Below are 15,948 nucleotides of genomic sequence, written 5' to 3'. Positions count from 1 at the left end.
TATGCTGGCATATTTCCTCAGGCGCATACTGGGTCTGGCTGCCGTTCTCCTGATGATGAGCTTTGCGGTATTCTGCCTGCAAAGCATCATTCCCGCCGACCCCGCGCGCGCCATCGCCGGGCCGCTCACACCTCTGTCAAACGTGAATGCGCTTCGCCAGCAGCTCGGCCTCGATGATCCTATTGTCGTTCAATATGGCCGGTTTCTGTCGCGGCTAGCGCGGGGCGATCTCGGGGCGTCGGTCCGGACCCGTCAGCCGGTCGCCGCCGACATCAGGCAATATTTGCCGGCATCGCTCGAACTGTCATTGGCGGCTCTCTGCATCGGGCTTTTGCTGGCAGGCATTCTCGCGGTGCTACCTCATATTGTCGGTGGCTCCGGCGGGCTGCGGTTTCTCTTCATTGCGGCAGGTTCGGTGCCGATTTTCATGTCCGCCTTGCTTCTGGTCTATGTCTTCTGGTTCCGTCTCGGCTGGCTGCCTGGGTCGGGCAGGATGAGCGATGCTGATTTCGCCGGCCCAAGCGGCTTCAATCTCATCGATGCGCTTATCGGCGGCAGGGGCGACCTCAGCCTGGATGCGATCCGGCATTTGCTTCTGCCTGCCTGCGCTTTGGCGCTGCCGATCGCCGTCGCGGTAGGGAGAAGCCTCAACAGCGCGCTGCGCGAGGTGATGCAGCAGGCCTATATCGGGACTGCGCGGGGGAAGGGGCTTCGAGAGACAGCGGTGGTCTTGCGCCATGGTCTTCGCAACGCCGCCTCGCCGACTCTTTCGATGATCGGTCTGCAGATCCGGCTTCTGTTCGGCAACCTGCTGATCGTCGAGCTTGTCTTCGGGTGGCCCGGCCTCGGGCTCTATATGGTCCAGTCCCTGACCAGCGCCGATCTTCCGGCCGTTCTCGGCGTCACCATCGTTCTCGGAACCTTCTATATCCTCGTGAACATCGTCGTCGAAATCCTGCAGACGCTCGCCGATCCGCGTATCGAGCTATAACACGCTTGAAACCTATCCCTTCGGCGTAGTGCGCTAGACCTCAACCTTATGGATTTCCCGGACGATCAGAGTTCATCTGGATATGGCGATCCCGCCAGCTGCATGGGGCGGTCTGATGGATGATGAGATCAGGTTGAAGCAAGGCGTTTCGGCGGTGTCCCGGTACTGTCATTCGTCCGAATCCCGTGTTCGGTCGCAGGCCTCAGAGGCAAATATTCCGGAGAAGAGCCACCGCAGGACCGGGCTCAGCGACTGGCAGGTCAAACGCGTCACCGACTATGTCGATGCAAGATTGGAAGGGCCGGTTCGCGTCGACGATCTGGCGGCTGCTGCAAAGCTTAGCCCCGGCCATTTCCGCCGCGTCTTTTCGATCAGCTTCGGCATGTCGCCCTACGCCTTCGTCATGCAGCAGCGGATCGAACGCGCCCGGACATTGCTGCTCGCCTCCAAGCACGAAATGGGTGATATCGCCTTTGCTTGCGGCTTGTCGGACCATGCGCATTTCAGCCGGCTGTTCCGGCGTTTCGTCGGAACGACACCCAGCCAATGGCGGCATGAGCTCGCGAGGCAAAGCGCCTCTCAAGACGGCATCCGGTAGTCCCGATCACCTTTCGCCACGATCAACCGGTCCGCGAGAACCAGTCGTGCTGCTTGCGTCGCCGCCGGTCATGCTGACAGGGATTCGAGTTCCCTAACCGGTGGCCTGATGTGGATTTCGCGCGGCGCCGGCTTGGCCTGAAGGTCCCGCACCGGCAGGCTGAATGTGATCGATGCACCGCCGCGAATGCCATTCTCGGCCCACAGTCGTCCCCCGTGGGATTCGATGATGGAGCGGCAGATCGCAAGGCCCATGCCCATTCCGTCCTGCTTTGTCGTATAAAACGCCTCGAAAATTTTCTCGGTGTCGCTGATCCCGGTACCCCGGTCGCTCACCTCCACCTCGACCGTATCGTCGTCCCTCAGCCTGGACTCGATTTTCAGAGTACGGGCTCTGGGCTCGATATCGTGCATCGCTTCGATGCCGTTGCGGATGAGGTTGAGCATTACCTGCTCCAGCTGCACATGGTCCGCGCTGGTGACAGGCAGATAAGGGTCCAGATTGATATCAACCTTCACCTTGTTGGAGGTGAGCTTGTCGGCGATCAGTTCGCAGGCATCGTTGATCAGATTGTTCAGATCCACGGCGGTTCTGGGGTAGGCGGTCTTGCCGAACAGCGCCCTGATGCGGCTGACTACTTCGGCGGCCGCATCGGCATCGCGCACGATCCAGTCGGCGGAACGTAGCGCGCGTTCGAGGTTCGGCGGCTCCGCATTCAGCCATCGGCGGAACGCGTTCGCATTGGCCACCACCGCCTGCAGCGGTTGATTGAGCTCATGCGCAATCGAGACGGAAAGTTCGGACATGCTGGCGGCGCGCAGCGCCCTTGCCAGCCTCTCGTCGGATTGGCGCAAGGCCTCCTGCGCGCAAACCTCGTCGTCGATGTCGAGATTGACGCCATACCAGCGAATGATCTTGCCGTTCTCGTCGCGCAGGGGTTCGACGCGTGAATCCATCCACCTGTATTGGCCGTCCTTGTGGCGAAGCCGGCCCTTGTGGTTGATAGGCTGACCCGTCGCAATAGCATTCCTGAATGCCTCTGCCACTGCGGCGCGATCATCCGGATGGACCAGATCCGCCTGGGCGGCGACCTGTTCCGTCGTCTTTGAGTGAATATCGCCTTCGTTGAGCCCCGCCCATTCGGAGAAGCGCTTGTTGAGATAGCAGGGAAGCCCTTCGGGGGTCATGAGCCAGATCAGCGACGGCACCGTATCGACGATCAGCCGCAGTTCCGCTTCCCGTTGACGGGCTGCTTCGTGCGCTTCCATCTCGTCATGGATGTCGAGGCAGACGCCGTACCACTGAATGATCTGACCGTCAGCGTCGCGCAGTGGCTCGGCCTTGCCGTCAATCCAGCGATAGACGCCATCGAAGCGCCGCTGCCGGTATTTCAGCGCGAAGCGCTCGCCAGTTTCAAAGGCCTGCGACAGGCTCCTCTGGAATAGTGCTCGGTCTTCGGGGTGAATGGCCTCGATGATCGCCGTCGCGAACCTTTTTGTGTCTGCGGGATCGTTGCTCGCAAGCGAAATCCCGGTCCAGCGCATAAGCGGCTTGTTGATATAAGAGGTCTCGCCGGCGGCGTTTGCGCACCAGACGAGGGCCGGCACCGTATCGATCATCTGCTGCAATTGCTGCTGGCTCTCCCTGAGGGCAGCTTCCGCCTTTCGTTGATCGTCGATGTCGACCGAGGTCGCGAACCAGGCGGTGATGCGGCCTTGTTCGTCACGCGACGCGATGGCGGAATCGCGCAGCCACCGGTAGGTTCCGTCGGCGCGCCGGACCCGCTGTTCTTCGAAGATCGGCTCTCCTGTCCTGAGACTGTGCTCCCATCTTGCCATGCATCCTTCGACCTCGTCGGGATGGACGAAAAGGCTCCACCACGAATGGTTGTCGAGCTTGGCGATCCTGCTCATTTCCTCGGCACTCACACCGACAAAATCGAGCGCTTTCGGGTTCAGGAAGCGCAGGCGGCCGTCGGGATAGGCCGACCAGCCGAAGCCGGGAATGTCTTCGATATTGGGCTGGATATTCTTGTAAACGCGGTCGAAGAGGCTCTGCGGCTTGAAGACATTGATGAAAAACCAGAGCGCGGTGGCGCAGCAGGAGAACATGACGACCCGGGTGGGTTCGTCATTACCGAAATTGGCCGGAGAGAGAACGACAGCCGCTGTCAGCAAACAGCCGATGAGCAGCACGGCCAGACCTGTGCGCCAGCTTGTATAGAGCCAGATGGCGACCATTGCGACGAGAATGCCGGAGGGATCCGCGAAAAGCCCCGCCAGCAGGATGCCGCTGCCGCCAATAGCCATGGCCGTGACGATCCGTTCTTTTGACGATGTCAACTGCATGGAAGTCCTCTTCGCTTTTGCTGTCGTTACTTTTTACGTGAGCTAGCGCTGGTGCGTAATTTTAGTCATCGCTCATTCGAACATGCGAAGGCAGCGCCTGCCAGACATTGAAAAGCTGCGCCACCGAACTGACCTGCATTTTCTTCATCATATTGCTGCGGTGAAGCTTCACCGTAAATTCGCTGATCCCGAGGGAGAAGGCTATCTGTTTGTTGACCTCGCCGGAGACGACCAGTTTCAGAACCTGGCGCTCGCGAACGGTGAGGGTTTCAAACAGGGAAACGTATCGATCGGCTGCAGACAGTGCGTTCCTGCGGCTGACATCGGTGGCGATGGCCTTGGACACGGCATCGAGAAAGGTCTGGTCCCGCACAGGTTTGGTCAGGAAATCCTGCGCCCCGGCCTTCATCGCCTGCACGCTCATTGCGATATCCCCGTGCGCCGTTAGAAACAGGACGGGTGTCGTAACGCCATTTCGGGTCAGATGATGCTGCAGGTCCAGACCGCTGATGCCGGGCATGCGGACATCCAGCACGACGCAACTCGGGCGGTCGGGCAGCTTTGCATCGAGAAATTCCCGGCCCGATAAAAATGTCATCGCGTCGATGCCGACCGAATTCAGCAGGTTCTCCAGAGCCGCGCAAACGGTCGCATCATCATCAACCAAAATCGCGATCGGACTTTTCGACCCCTTGGAGGTGGTCACCCCCATGCATGATCCTCCAACTGCCAGCAGACATGCCGCTTCCCGGAACTGAATGAGAATACCGCTACAGATCGGGAAATTGAAGGAGGGGGCGACTAAACCAAATATATATGGCAGAGCGCATTTTTATACGCCTGGTTTCTTGCCGGTTTATTTTCTACTTTTGAGGGAATGAGGCCAAGCTGGAATGCGCCTCAGTTCAGCTAGCGAGATGCAACCCTGAATGCCGTCGGCCGATGCTGGAGTGATACGGCGAGCGTTTCACCATTCACGACAAAATATGCGACCTTCGGTTCGGCTTGCGATGAGGAGGATGTCGCAAGCGGCACGTAGATTTTCGCGGACGCCTTGGGCGCCGATGTCGCTCCATAGCCGAGATACACCAGTATCCCGATGATCAGGCCGCCGATGACCAAAAGCGGAAACTTCGGCATCTCGAGGGGCCTGTATTGAGAGCTTGGGTCATGCCTCATGATCATCGCCTTTGATTGATCTTCGACATGATCAGCTTACAGGCGGTTTGCGGGCCGGGGAGTTATACGAAGGTGTGCGCAGGGGCAACGAAGGTGTGTCTTGCGATAGTTCTACGCGGGTTTATCGAGCTTGGGTCGCTTGACGCAGCTGGCGGACTACCTGTTTGCAATTACGAGAGAATTTGACAGACCTGTGGATCGATCTTTCAGCCCAACCTAGACCCTTGGCGTATTTTTGTGATGGGGTCCACGTGTTAGTATGGCAGGCAGGTTACCACGTCGCCAAATGCAATTCCGACGTGGGCCTTGGCGGATGGGAATCCCTTCATGAATGCTGCGGAACGAGGCAGCGTCAAATTGGCCGCGATACGGCAGTAGGGGAGATATGCAAAGCCGTCGTTTGGAGGCGCAGAAAGCCATGACGATCGATCAAGTCAGCACGAGGGACGAGCCGGTTGTCTGTATCGTTGACGACGAAGGCCCTGTCAGGGCCTCGCTGGTGGACCTTTTCGAGTCGGTGGCGATGAAGGCCATCGCATTCGAGAGCGCTTCGGATTTTCTGGAGCGCTGCGATATGGGGCAGGCGGGCTGCATTCTTTTGGACGTGCGGATGCCCGGCATCAGTGGCTTGGACTTCCAAGACCAACTCGCCGCCGCCGGCAACACCATGCCCATTATCTTCATGTCGGGTCACGGAAGTATCCCCCTGACCGTAAAGGCGATGAAGGCGGGAGCAACGGACTTCCTGATCAAGCCATTTGCCGGCAGCGCCGTGATCGCCGCAGTTGGCGAAGCGATCAGGCGGGATGCAGAGAACCGGAAAGAGGCCGCTATCCGCACCCAGGTGCAAAACTGTGAAGCCAGGCTTACTCCGCGCGAGCGGGAAGTCTTGCATTATGTCGCAGCCGGATTGATGAACAAGCAGATTGCACATGAAATGCAGATCAGCGAAATCATGGTGAAACTGCATCGGGGACGAATGATGAAAAAGATGCAGGCAGGCTCCCTTGCAGAGCTTGTCCGCAAATTTGACATGTTGAAACCGGATCTCAAACTGTATCAGTAACCTGCGCGGCGCCTAGCTCATTGCCCGAAAAAGAAGAATTGTACTGACGCAATGGCAAGTTCCCCCAATAAGACTGTCGCTGTCATTGATGACCATCGCTATCTCAGGGAATCCCTCAAGGATCTGCTCGAGGCGGCCGGTTATGAATGCGAGCTCTACGAGTCCGCCGAGATATTCCTGAACGAAAAAGGTTATTCGCTCGTTGATTGCATACTTGCTGACGTCAGAATGCCGGGAATGTCCGGCGTCGAGATGCTTCAGGCATTGAGCAGGATGCCATCCCACCCGCCTGTCATCATCATGACTGCGCATGGGGACAAAGACGTCGAGGCCGCCGTCTTTCAGGCGGGCGCGATCGCCTTTCTGAAGAAACCTGTCAATGCCGACTTGCTCATGTCGTGGCTGGAGCGCGCGATCAGCGATTATCGCGCAGGCTAGTCGTCGTCACGCGCGAGCGGCCTGTTCCACTTCAACCGGCAGGGTAAAGATGAATTTCGCTCCGTATGGGTCGGCTTGCTCCACACTTAACCGTCCGCCGTGAGATTCGACGATGGAGCGGCTGATTGCCAGCCCCATGCCCATCCCTTGGCCTTTTGTCGTGAAGAAGGGCTCGAATATTCTATCGGGGAATTCGACGCCCGGGCCGCGATCGCTGATCTCTATCTGCACGGTATCTGTCGCACGGCGGGCGCGAATGTGCAGAACGCGGTCATCACCAGCAGAATCCATGGCCTCCAGGCCATTGCGGATAAGATTGATCAGGACCTGTTGGACCTGAACCCGATCGAAGGCGATCGGCGGCAGGTCGCGCTCGAGCTCGATATCCATGCGCACGCGCCGCCGCATCGCTTCCTCGGCCATGAGGTCGCGTGCTTCTCTGACCACGCTATCGAGTGCGGCGTAATCTCTCGACGTTTCAGAGCGTTTGAACAAAGCGCGGATGCGGCCGACGACTTCGACGGCCGAATGTGCGCTTGCCGAGATGCGCTCAACTGCTTTCTGCGCCCGTTCGATATTGGGCGGTTCCGCCGAAAGCCAGCGCTGGCTGACATCCGAGCTTGATATGACGGCCGCGAGCGGCTGACTGATCTCATGGGCGATCGAGGCGGAAAGCTCGGCAAGGCTCGCCGCCTGGCTTGCACGCGCGAGGTTCTGCTGGGCGAGGCTCAAAGCCTCCTGAACGCGGACCTGATCCTCGACATCGATGGACAGGCCATACCATTCCACGATCGCACCGTTTCTATCGCGAAGGGGCTCGAACCGACCTTCCGTCCAGTGGAACATACCGTCCGGTCCGCGCCGTCTGTATCGCATCATGAAAGGCTCGCCCGCCCGGATGCAATGCGCAGCCCTGCGCTGCACCTCCGGGCTATCCTCGGAATGGACAAGTTCCTGCGCTGCCCGTGCAAATTCCTCGAAATTCGCTTTGGAAAGGCCCAGTTCCTGCATATAGCGCCTGCTGACGTAGGAGAGCTCGCCCGCCGGTGTCCAGCTGCAGATGTGGACCGGCAAGGCATCGATGAGCCGCTGAAGGTGCCGTTCGCTGCGTTGCAACGCCTCTTCGGCGTGGACCTGATCGTCGATATCGTGGCAGAGGCCATACCACTGGCTGATGCGTCCATGCCGGTCGTGTATCGAATCTGCGCGGCTCGACATCCAGCGATAGACGGCGTCGTAGCGGCGCAGCCGGTATCGTGTGGAAAAGCTTTCGCCGGTGGCGAAGCAATGATGGAGCGCGTCCCTGAAGCCCGAGGCATCATCTGGGTGGATCGCCATCTCGATCATTGCATCCAGCCGGCTCATGTCCGGTAACTGTAAATCGGCAATATCCCGACCGAGGTAATCGATCATCTGTTTGTTGAAGAAGATCGGCTCGCCATCTGCGGTCAACCGCCAGATGTGAGACGGCACCCTATCGACGAGTTCGGCGAGCGCCCGTTCCCGTTTGCGCAATGCTTTGACGCTCCGGCTGACGATCATTCCCTGCTCCTGGCGACACATGCACGTCTCAACAGGCTGAAGTGCCTGCAGCAGGATTTTATCCTACGATACAGCGGAAAACGAAAGCAATTCATACGGGAACGATGCGTCTTGGCTGCCAGTCGCTGCCGATCTGCCTGGATGTCGTCGCGCCGGATGACGAACTGGATGCGTTCATCCGCTAAGCGGGTTTCGTGATAGACGATCGGCCGCGCCCGCTCATTTGTCTGTTGCAGGCAAAGTTCCTTGTCCTCGGACCCGGCTAATAGCGGCCAGCGCAACTGTTTATCTCCTGCGCGTCAACAAGGAGAATTCAGATGCCAAGCCTAAAGGATAAGGTGGCCATCATCACTGGTGGCAATAGCGGGATAGGAAAAGCGACGGCGCGGCTTTTCGCCGAGGAGGGGGCGAAGGTCGTCATCACCGGACGCCGCCAGGATGTCGTCGAAGAAGCGGTTCGGGAGATCGGTAATGGAGCAATCGGAATTTGCGGCGACGTCGCCAGCATCGATTACCATCGCCGGCTCGCGGCTGAGGTAACGGAGCGTTTTGGCGCCATTGATGTTTATATGGCCAATGCCGGCATCATCAATCTCGCGGCGTCAGAAACGGTCAGTGAGGCCGAATACGACCAGCATTTTGCGGTGAATACGCGCGGTGTCTTCTTCGGTGTTCAGACCATCGCTCCGCATATGCGCGATGGCGGAAACATCATCGTCACGAGTTCTCTGGCCGGGACTAAGGTTTTGCCGAACCATACTGTTTATGCCGGTACCAAGGCTGCGCTCGCCGCATTTGCGCGCAATTGGGCGATCGAATTCAAATCGCGCCGGATCCGCGTCAACATTCTCAGCCCCGGTCCTGTCGAGACCGAGATCCTGGGAAAACTCGGCGTCAACGAAAGCAACCGTCCGCAGTTCGAGCAGCAGATGGCGGATCTGATACCGGCAGGACGTCTCGGGCGCCCCGAAGAACTGGCTCAGGCCGCGCTCTTCCTTGCGTCGGCCGGCACTTTCGTAAACGGAATCGAACTCCACGTCGACGGGGGTATGTGCGTGGCCTGACGCCAATGTCGTCGGATTTTTGCGCGGCCGGCTCGTATGCCGGCCGTAGCAATCTCTTTGTCCCGAAGATGGCCCCCTAGGCGGAGCCCTGTGTCGGTACCGATGGGAAAGTCTTAGAACGGAGGTTTGGGTTGTTGCAGAACGTTCGCCGATACAACGATATGGCTGCTCACGTTGGCGATCGCGGCGCCTGGCCTGACGTCCGAAACGTCCTTCATCCAGTTGGTCGTCACCAGTTGAACAAAAAGTGACTCGACATATGAATTGCGTCATATTAAATTGTGCGCAATTCAACAAAGGAGACCAACCGATGCATAGAATCTTGAAATCCGTATTCGCGCTCGGCGCACTGGCAATTCTCGCCGCCCCTGCAACCGCTGAATCAGCAAAGCCGACGGTGGTGCTCGTGCACGGCGCCTTTGCCGATGCATCGAGCTGGAACGATGTCATCGCTCGTCTGAAAAAGGATGGTTATCCGGTTGTCGCCGTTGCCAATCCGCTGCGCAGCGTAAAGTCGGATGGTGACTATGTCGGCCGCATCGTCGCCGGCATAAAGACCCCGGTCGTTCTCGTTGGCCATTCCTATGGGGGTTCAGTCATCAGCGAGGCTGCTGCGGGGACGAAGAATGTCGAAGCGCTGGTCTATGTCGCTGCCTTTGCTCCTGACAAAGGCGAGTCCGCCGCAGACCTCTCGGGCAAGTTCCCCGGCAGCACTCTGGCGCCGACGCTTGCCGAGCCGGTGGCATTGGAAAATGGCGGAAAGGATCTGTATATCCAGCAGGGTAAGTTTCATGAGCAGTTTGCTGCTGATGTGCCGGCAAAGACCGCAAAGCTGATGGCAGCAACCCAGCGCCCGATTACCGAAGCAGCCTTGACAGAGGGAGCGCCCGGCGCGGCGTGGCAGACCATTCCTTCCTGGTTCATCTACGGTGATGCAGACAAGAACATTCCGGCCAAAGCTCTCGGCTGGATGGCAGAGCGGGCTCACTCCAAGGAGACCGTCGTGGTCAAGGGTGCCTCCCACGTCGTAATGGTTTCTCATCCCGACAAGGTTGCGAAGATCATCGAAGACGCTGCTTCCGCCAAGTAACGCTAAAACTTCATCTTGTTCTTGAACGGGCTCCGTCCTCGTTGGCGGAGCCCAAATGCTGTTGTCGGTGCGGCCGAAATTGTAAATAATCTGAATTGTTTAGTCTGATGCCGCTGCGGCGTTTCTGTGCAGATACACAGACATTGTCGGCCGTTGCAAATGCACCAGCGGTCTTTCTCGGCACTCCGATTGATAGCGGGCACTTCGGTCCTGTCTCGAGGGTGCCGGCGGCTGACTTCCAGCCGTTTTCCTCGATATTCCAGCGGCCTATCATATTTGGCTCCCTAACCTTGGTTTGGGAAGTAAGCCCCAGCCTTGGATGTTAATTTTGAGGCCCGCTTATCCAAGGAGGTTGCGATGCAGGTCTCGAAATTCATTGTCTACATCATGGTCGGTTTCAACATATTGCTTGCCGGCTGGCTGGCCCTTTACATGCTCTACGATCCCGAAAGCTGGTATTATTTTGTCCCGGGCGTCACGGATACGGGGATGTACAACCAGCATTTCATTCGCGATATCGGCATCATCCAGGGCTTCATCGCGCTTGCATTTGCCTTTGGCGCCTGGAAGCCGAGCCGGCGGGTCGAGCTGTGGGCCGGCGCGACGCTCTGGCTGATCGCGCATGCCACCTTCCATCTTTGGGAAGTCGCTGTCGGCATCTGCTCCTCGTCGGTGATCCTGAGGGACTTCCCGGCGGTGAGCCTGCCCGCGATCTTCGGGATACTCGCGACGCTCTGGGCAATTCAACAGGCCATTGCCTCCTCGAACCGGCAGGCAGTTGCAGGAATTCGCGTGTAACGCGGATGCGTCAGCCAAAGAGGAAAGGAGGCGCTTCTGCGCCTCCTTTTGTTTCCAGCCGCAACATCTGCAGAAACATTGCCGCTAGGCGGCCATCATCGATCGGGAAAGCCAGTCGTGGAATGTCACGGTCCCGACAAGAGCACCAGCTCCGGGAAGGAGCGTGGTTTTCGCAAGCTCCACGCCGAAGAATGGCGCTTCGGGATCGATCGCGATCGAGCGCGGATCTTCGCTTGCCGTCAAAATTTCTCGCGCCAATTGGTCCAGCTGTACGGATTCAGGGCCGGCGATTTCAACCATGTCATTGCGGGGTGCATCGATCATGATCCTGGATATCAAAGTTGACGCTTCATCCGCTGCGATCGGTCTCACCAGAGAGGGCGACAGCCGGAAACCATTGCCGTCGGCTGCCAAATCGATGATGCCGTTGAAGAATTCGAAAAACTGTGCGGATCGAACGATGGTATAGGGCAGCCCTGAAGCCCTTATGAGATTTTCCTGCACCATCTTTGCGCGGAAGTAGTCGTTTTCCACCAGCCTGTCCGTCGCGACGACGGACAGGGCAAGATAGTGCCCGACGCCGCCATCCTTCGCTGCTGCTAGCAGGTTCTTTCCCGCCTGCTTGAAGAAGCCGAGCGCGTTTGAATCGCCGAATGAGCCGGAATTGGTGACATCGATCACCACGTCCGCATCGGCAAGCGCCGCCGTCAGCCCTTCGCCGGTATAGGCATCGACGCCGGTGCTGGTCGACACTCCACTGACGGTTTGACCCGCCCGTTCCAGTTCGCGAACGATCTTGGATCCCATCATCCCGCTCGCACCAACAACTGTAATTTTCATCTCACGCCTCCGGGGAGATTGTCTGCCATGCCGAAAGGATAGCTGTTTCCGGGGACGGATCGATAAAACGAAGTTTTGGGTTGACCCGAAGCAGGGGCACCTGCGTTCGCTCACAGCTCCTGTCCCAGGGATTAATGCCCGTGGGAGTTCTCAAGCTCGACGACCCGGATTTCGTTGGCGCGTGCAATCGCCGCGTCGAGCTGCTCACGTTCTTTCTTCAGGAAACGAAGCCAGTCCTCAATGGCCTCAAACCGAGTCGGAAAACCGCCGGACACCGCTTCGCCCTTGGTAAATTTCTCCAGCGTAAAATCCCAGTTCGCTTCACGAACGATCGCATATTCTGCGCCATCGTTCTGCTCGATAGGTTTCATGTCCGCCACGGGCTCCTTCCTCGATATTCTCTCAGGTGAAAAGGCTGGACTTTCAGCGGGATAGGGTCAACGCAAACCAAGGTTTGGCAAACCAATGTTAGGGATGCCAGGCGCTGTATCGACCAGTATCTGAGCGTCTGTGAGCCGTGTTAACCGGGCACGATGGAGATGATGAACGCAGGGGTTTTTCCGGTTTCTTCCTGCGGCCAACGAAATGGCAGCCGAGCGTCCAACCCATCCGGCTTACGTCGTCGAGCAGGCAGGACCGGCAGCGTTTGCTGCCGGTCCTGTTCGGTTTTGACGACCATGGAGACCTCGGAACAGATGGTCGGGCGATGGTAAACCAAGGTGTACCGTCCGCCGGCGCGTATCCTATGGTATCGATTGGCGTCTCATTGAGCAGGCAGGCACCATCCAGGCCGGCGCTTTGGTCTTTCTTGATCTAGCTGCTGGCATGGTTTGGTGACCGAGTGCCGACAAAGGGTAGAACAGAGGGATACAGGCGCGTTTAGGCCCGGGATCTCTCAGATACCAAAGAGGTAATTCGATGCAAAACGCCCAGGTAAAGACGGACAAGAGCGCCGAGCCGGTCGTTTATGTCATCGACGATGATGCCGAGATACGCAGCGCCCTCGTGGATCTCTTCACGGTCACGAACAAGCGCGCATCAGCCTTTCCAAACGGCCTCGAATTTCTCAAATGGGCTGATGTAAACGCGCCCGGCTGTGTCGTCGTCGACATGCGAATGCCAGGGGGGTCGGGCCTCGACCTCCAAAGCCAGCTTCTGGCGCTCGGCAGCAAGTTGCCGCTCATTTTCCTCACAGCCCACGCGGATGTTCCAACGAGCGTCAGGGCGATGAAAGCAGGCGCGACCGATTTCATCACAAAACCGTTCATCAACCAGGTTCTCCTCGACGCTGTCGATCACGCCATCAGGATCGACGATGAACGCCGCAAGTCGAATGAAGAATTGAAACGCGTCCAAGCGCTTGCCGATAGCCTGACACCGAGGGAGCAGGAGGTCATGCATGCCGTGGCGAGCGGCTTGATGAACAAGCAGGTCGCCTATCAGCTCGGTATCAGCGAAATGACGGTCAAGCTTCACCGTATGAGCCTCATGCGCAAGATGCAGTGCCGCTCCCTGGCGGATCTGGTGCGCAAGGTCGAGCAGCTTCAGCGGGGCTGAATGCCCCTACCGCCCCGCGCTCGAAACAATCGGCCATTCGAGTGAAAGCTCGACCCTTTGCAGAATCCCGAGGCCGCTTGGCCGGTGCCCGTTTGGCCGGCATTTCCTCCTGAATTTCTGGTCAATCGCATGGGATGCTGGCAGATCCCCAACGTATGTTTGGGTATGCGTCAGACCACAATCGCTTAGGTTTGGATCCTGGTCGCTGATCTAAGGCAGCCAACTATCCCAGTAGAATCCAGGACCGAGGCGATGACGCAACCTATTCATTCTACGGAGAAATCGCCTGAGCTTCTCAAGGTGCTCATGGGTTTTGTGGCTGCTGACGCAGCGCCCTGTCCGGACAAAGCTGGTCTGAACTAACAACCGCCCGCCTCGTTTGCGCGGCGGAGCGTTCTTTCAACTCTTTGGTACAGCAAAAAGGAGCAAATTATGAAAATCGTTGTTATCGGCGGAACCGGTTTGATCGGTTCGAAGCTCGTCAAGCGCCTCCAGGCCAAGGGCCACGAGACTATTGCCGCCTCTCCCGCATCCGGCGTCAATACGATTACCGGCGAGGGGCTTGCGGATGTTCTGAAGGGAGCGCAGGTCGTGGTCGACCTCTCCAACTCTCCGTCTTTCGAAGACAAGGCAGTGATGGAATTCTTCCAGACTGCGGGTCACAACATCGCGTCCGCTGAAGCGGCTGCCGGTGTGAAGCACCATGTCGCTCTGTCCGTTGTCGGCACGGAACGCCTTCCGGAGAGCGGATACATGCGCGCTAAGCTTGCCCAGGAAAAGATCATCAAGGAATCTGGGATTCCTTATTCCCTGGTTCACTCGACGCAGTTTTTCGAATTCATGTTCGGTATCGCTCAATCCGGTGTGCAGGGTGACAAGGTTCACCTTTCGCCGGCCATGATGCAGCCGATCTTCTCGGATGATGTTGCCGACGCGCTCGTCGATGTCGTTCTCGGCAACCCGCTGAACGCCACCGTCGAAATTGCCGGTCCGGAACCGATCAAGATTGCCGATGCCGTCACCCGTTATATGCGCCAGATCGGCGACAAGCGTGAGGTCGTCGCCGATGACCAGACCCGCTATTTCGGCGCCTTGCTGAAGCAGGACTCCCTTATGCCCGGTAGCCAGGTGCGGATCGGCAAGACCCGGTACTCCGAGTGGGTCAAGACGGCTACGCCGCCTCCTGGTCACTGATCGAGCATCAAAATCCGCATGGAAATAAGCAAAGCCCCGAAAGGGGCTTTGATCGTTTTGGGTGAGTGCATTGCCGGTCGACTGTTTTCGGACGAGCACAATTGAAGCTCATCGCCATGCAGTCTGAAAGGGGGCGCCGTGACGGCGCCCCAAATCGTCAGGCCTTGAAGAAGCTCAGCAGATCCGCATTGACGACGTCGGCATACGTCGTCGCCATGCCGTGCGGCAGACCCTTGTATGTCTTCAGCGTGGCATTCTTCAGCAGTTTTGCGGAAAGCGGCGCGGAATCGGCAATCGGGACAATCTGGTCATCGTCGCCGTGCATAACGAGGGTCGGGACTTCGATCGACTTGAGGTCTTCGGTAAAGTCCGTTTCCGAAAATGCCTTGATACCGTCGTAATGGGCCTTGGCACCGCCGGCCATGCCCTGACGCCACCAATTCTGGACAATTGCCTGCGAGACCTGGGCGCCCGGACGATTGAAGCCATAGAACGGGCCGCTGGCCAGGTCGATGTAGAACTGCGACCTGTTTGCCGCGAGCGCTGCGCGCAGGCCATCAAAGACTTCGATCGGAAGGCCGCCCGGATTGGTCGGCGTCTTGACCATGATCGGTGGGACGGCGCCGATGAGGACGAGCTTGGCGACCCGACCCTTGCCGTGACGCGCGACATAATGGGTTGCCTCGCCGCCGCCGGTCGAATGGCCGACATGGATCGCGTTGCGGAGGTCGAGGTGCTGGACGACGGCCGCGGCGTCGGCGGCATAATGGTCCATGTCGTGACCGTCGCTGACCTGGCTGGAGCGGCCGTGACCACGGCGGTCATGCGCGATGACGCGATAACCCTTGCCGAGGAAGAAAAGCATTTGGTTATCCCAGTCGTCGGCGCTGAGGGGCCATCCATGGTGGAAAACGACCGGCTGAGCGTCCTTCGGACCCCAGTCCTTGTAGAAGATCTGGACGCCGTCTTTCGTGGTGACGTATTCATTGCTCATGGCATGTTCTTCCTTCGATTTCTTCGGCTCATCGGCCATTGCAGGTGGGGAAAATTTCAATGTTGCGGCAGCGACTGCAAGTGTAATCGCTCCCGTCATCGTATCTCGGCGCGTTGGCCGGAAATGTTGCGGGTCCATATAGTCTCCTTATTCCAAGATGCCTGATAGGCGTCGCGAAATGTTTGTTCTGGGAGGAGTATTTCTGCCGAGTGACGCCCGATGACGCTATCCTTTATATGGCCTGTGAGA

17 protein-coding genes are annotated in these 15,948 nt (G+C 58.2%); 9 read left to right on the top strand and 8 right to left on the bottom strand.

Annotated features, from left to right (window positions below; translation table 11 throughout):
- The first annotated feature begins 1 nt into the window (after position 1).
- Entirely contained in the window at positions 2-991 is a 990-nt protein-coding gene (locus AB4Z13_RS21765) for an ABC transporter permease (RefSeq protein WP_442206793.1), read from the top strand.
- A gap of 115 nt (positions 992-1,106) precedes the next feature.
- Complete coding sequence (locus AB4Z13_RS21760) at positions 1,107-1,589, top strand: helix-turn-helix domain-containing protein (RefSeq protein WP_442206792.1); 483 nt, start codon at positions 1,107-1,109, stop codon at positions 1,587-1,589.
- A gap of 68 nt (positions 1,590-1,657) precedes the next feature.
- On the opposite strand, the gene AB4Z13_RS21755 is transcribed toward AB4Z13_RS21760, so the two are convergent.
- From AB4Z13_RS21755 to AB4Z13_RS21745, 3 genes are all read right to left on the bottom strand, one after another.
- Entirely contained in the window at positions 1,658-3,937 is a 2,280-nt protein-coding gene (locus AB4Z13_RS21755; protein ID WP_439017807.1) for a PAS domain-containing protein, read from the bottom strand.
- Positions 3,938-3,998: 61 nt separating this feature from the next.
- A complete protein-coding gene (locus tag AB4Z13_RS21750; protein WP_442206791.1) occupies positions 3,999-4,649 on the bottom strand; it encodes a response regulator transcription factor in 651 nt (216 codons plus the stop codon).
- Between the two features lie 197 nt (positions 4,650-4,846).
- Positions 4,847-5,077, bottom strand: a complete 231-nt coding sequence (locus tag AB4Z13_RS21745) for a hypothetical protein (RefSeq protein WP_113323280.1) — start codon at positions 5,075-5,077, stop codon at positions 4,847-4,849.
- Between the two features lie 457 nt (positions 5,078-5,534).
- Here AB4Z13_RS21745 and AB4Z13_RS21740 point away from each other — a divergent pair, with 457 nt between their 5' ends.
- Both AB4Z13_RS21740 and AB4Z13_RS21735 read left to right on the top strand, forming a co-directional pair.
- Positions 5,535-6,182, top strand: a complete 648-nt coding sequence (locus AB4Z13_RS21740; protein WP_439017809.1) for a response regulator transcription factor — start codon at positions 5,535-5,537, stop codon at positions 6,180-6,182.
- Between the two features lie 51 nt (positions 6,183-6,233).
- Positions 6,234-6,620 (top strand): response regulator transcription factor, encoded by a 387-nt coding sequence (locus tag AB4Z13_RS21735; RefSeq protein ID WP_439017810.1) that lies wholly within the window; start codon positions 6,234-6,236, stop codon positions 6,618-6,620.
- 6 nt (positions 6,621-6,626) lie between these two features.
- On the opposite strand, the gene AB4Z13_RS21730 is transcribed toward AB4Z13_RS21735, so the two are convergent.
- Positions 6,627-8,162 (bottom strand): PAS domain-containing sensor histidine kinase, encoded by a 1,536-nt coding sequence (locus AB4Z13_RS21730; RefSeq protein WP_442206790.1) that lies wholly within the window; start codon positions 8,160-8,162, stop codon positions 6,627-6,629.
- 317 nt (positions 8,163-8,479) lie between these two features.
- Here AB4Z13_RS21730 and AB4Z13_RS21725 point away from each other — a divergent pair, with 317 nt between their 5' ends.
- The 3 genes from AB4Z13_RS21725 to AB4Z13_RS21715 all read left to right on the top strand — a co-directional run bounded on the left by AB4Z13_RS21725 (position 8,480) and on the right by AB4Z13_RS21715 (position 11,114).
- On the top strand, positions 8,480-9,226 hold the full coding sequence (locus AB4Z13_RS21725; protein WP_113323284.1) for a glucose 1-dehydrogenase: 747 nt from the start codon (positions 8,480-8,482) through the stop codon (positions 9,224-9,226).
- A 310-nt stretch (positions 9,227-9,536) separates the two neighbouring features.
- Positions 9,537-10,316: an alpha/beta fold hydrolase gene (locus AB4Z13_RS21720; protein ID WP_442206789.1), complete on the top strand. Its 780-nt coding sequence runs from the start codon at positions 9,537-9,539 to the stop codon at positions 10,314-10,316.
- A 357-nt stretch (positions 10,317-10,673) separates the two neighbouring features.
- A complete protein-coding gene (locus AB4Z13_RS21715) occupies positions 10,674-11,114 on the top strand; it encodes a hypothetical protein (protein WP_113323290.1) in 441 nt (146 codons plus the stop codon).
- 84 nt (positions 11,115-11,198) lie between these two features.
- On the opposite strand, the gene AB4Z13_RS21710 is transcribed toward AB4Z13_RS21715, so the two are convergent.
- The 3 genes from AB4Z13_RS21710 to AB4Z13_RS21700 form a co-directional block, all read right to left on the bottom strand.
- Positions 11,199-11,954 carry an SDR family oxidoreductase gene (locus AB4Z13_RS21710; RefSeq protein ID WP_442206788.1) on the bottom strand — a complete coding sequence of 252 codons (756 nt, stop codon included), beginning with the start codon at positions 11,952-11,954 and terminating at the stop codon, positions 11,199-11,201.
- A 131-nt stretch (positions 11,955-12,085) separates the two neighbouring features.
- Positions 12,086-12,334 carry a hypothetical protein gene (locus AB4Z13_RS21705; protein ID WP_442206787.1) on the bottom strand — a complete coding sequence of 83 codons (249 nt, stop codon included), beginning with the start codon at positions 12,332-12,334 and terminating at the stop codon, positions 12,086-12,088.
- 140 nt (positions 12,335-12,474) lie between these two features.
- Complete coding sequence (locus AB4Z13_RS21700) at positions 12,475-12,633, bottom strand: hypothetical protein (protein WP_310382613.1); 159 nt, start codon at positions 12,631-12,633, stop codon at positions 12,475-12,477.
- A 239-nt stretch (positions 12,634-12,872) separates the two neighbouring features.
- Between AB4Z13_RS21700 and AB4Z13_RS21695 the strand changes: the two genes are divergently transcribed.
- Positions 12,873-13,511, top strand: coding sequence for a response regulator transcription factor (locus AB4Z13_RS21695; RefSeq protein ID WP_029868558.1), 639 nt, complete (start codon positions 12,873-12,875; stop codon positions 13,509-13,511).
- A gap of 432 nt (positions 13,512-13,943) precedes the next feature.
- Positions 13,944-14,705, top strand: a complete 762-nt coding sequence (locus tag AB4Z13_RS21690; RefSeq protein ID WP_113323293.1) for an SDR family oxidoreductase — start codon at positions 13,944-13,946, stop codon at positions 14,703-14,705.
- A 157-nt stretch (positions 14,706-14,862) separates the two neighbouring features.
- On the opposite strand, the gene AB4Z13_RS21685 is transcribed toward AB4Z13_RS21690, so the two are convergent.
- Complete coding sequence (locus tag AB4Z13_RS21685) at positions 14,863-15,699, bottom strand: alpha/beta fold hydrolase (RefSeq protein WP_442206851.1); 837 nt, start codon at positions 15,697-15,699, stop codon at positions 14,863-14,865.
- Positions 15,700-15,948 lie beyond the last annotated feature (249 nt).

This window comes from Rhizobium sp. YAF28 (assembly GCF_052113285.1).
Lineage (GTDB): Bacteria > Pseudomonadota > Alphaproteobacteria > Rhizobiales > Rhizobiaceae > Rhizobium.
Note: the sequence above shows the minus strand (reverse complement) of the source record. Positions and strands in the feature narration are given on the sequence as shown.

Bases quoted from the DNA above. Each gene is read 5' to 3' on its own strand.
- AB4Z13_RS21715 (WP_113323290.1), top strand. From the start codon at position 10,674: ATGCAGGTCTCGAAATTCATTGTCTACATCATGGTCGGTTTCAACATA.
- AB4Z13_RS21745 (WP_113323280.1), bottom strand. From the start codon at position 5,077: ATGCCGAAGTTTCCGCTTTTGGTCATCGGCGGCCTGATCATCGGGATA.
- AB4Z13_RS21710 (WP_442206788.1), bottom strand. From the start codon at position 11,954: ATGAAAATTACAGTTGTTGGTGCGAGCGGGATGATGGGATCCAAGATC.
- AB4Z13_RS21760 (WP_442206792.1), top strand. From the start codon at position 1,107: ATGGATGATGAGATCAGGTTGAAGCAAGGCGTTTCGGCGGTGTCCCGG.
- AB4Z13_RS21690 (WP_113323293.1), top strand. From the start codon at position 13,944: ATGAAAATCGTTGTTATCGGCGGAACCGGTTTGATCGGTTCGAAGCTC.
- AB4Z13_RS21730 (WP_442206790.1), bottom strand. From the start codon at position 8,162: ATGATCGTCAGCCGGAGCGTCAAAGCATTGCGCAAACGGGAACGGGCG.
- AB4Z13_RS21695 (WP_029868558.1), top strand. From the start codon at position 12,873: ATGCAAAACGCCCAGGTAAAGACGGACAAGAGCGCCGAGCCGGTCGTT.
- AB4Z13_RS21755 (WP_439017807.1), bottom strand. From the start codon at position 3,937: ATGCAGTTGACATCGTCAAAAGAACGGATCGTCACGGCCATGGCTATT.
- AB4Z13_RS21750 (WP_442206791.1), bottom strand. From the start codon at position 4,649: ATGGGGGTGACCACCTCCAAGGGGTCGAAAAGTCCGATCGCGATTTTG.
- AB4Z13_RS21700 (WP_310382613.1), bottom strand. From the start codon at position 12,633: ATGGTCGTCAAAACCGAACAGGACCGGCAGCAAACGCTGCCGGTCCTG.
- AB4Z13_RS21740 (WP_439017809.1), top strand. From the start codon at position 5,535: ATGACGATCGATCAAGTCAGCACGAGGGACGAGCCGGTTGTCTGTATC.
- AB4Z13_RS21765 (WP_442206793.1), top strand. From the start codon at position 2: ATGCTGGCATATTTCCTCAGGCGCATACTGGGTCTGGCTGCCGTTCTC.
- AB4Z13_RS21735 (WP_439017810.1), top strand. From the start codon at position 6,234: ATGGCAAGTTCCCCCAATAAGACTGTCGCTGTCATTGATGACCATCGC.
- AB4Z13_RS21725 (WP_113323284.1), top strand. From the start codon at position 8,480: ATGCCAAGCCTAAAGGATAAGGTGGCCATCATCACTGGTGGCAATAGC.
- AB4Z13_RS21685 (WP_442206851.1), bottom strand. From the start codon at position 15,699: ATGAGCAATGAATACGTCACCACGAAAGACGGCGTCCAGATCTTCTAC.
- AB4Z13_RS21720 (WP_442206789.1), top strand. From the start codon at position 9,537: ATGCATAGAATCTTGAAATCCGTATTCGCGCTCGGCGCACTGGCAATT.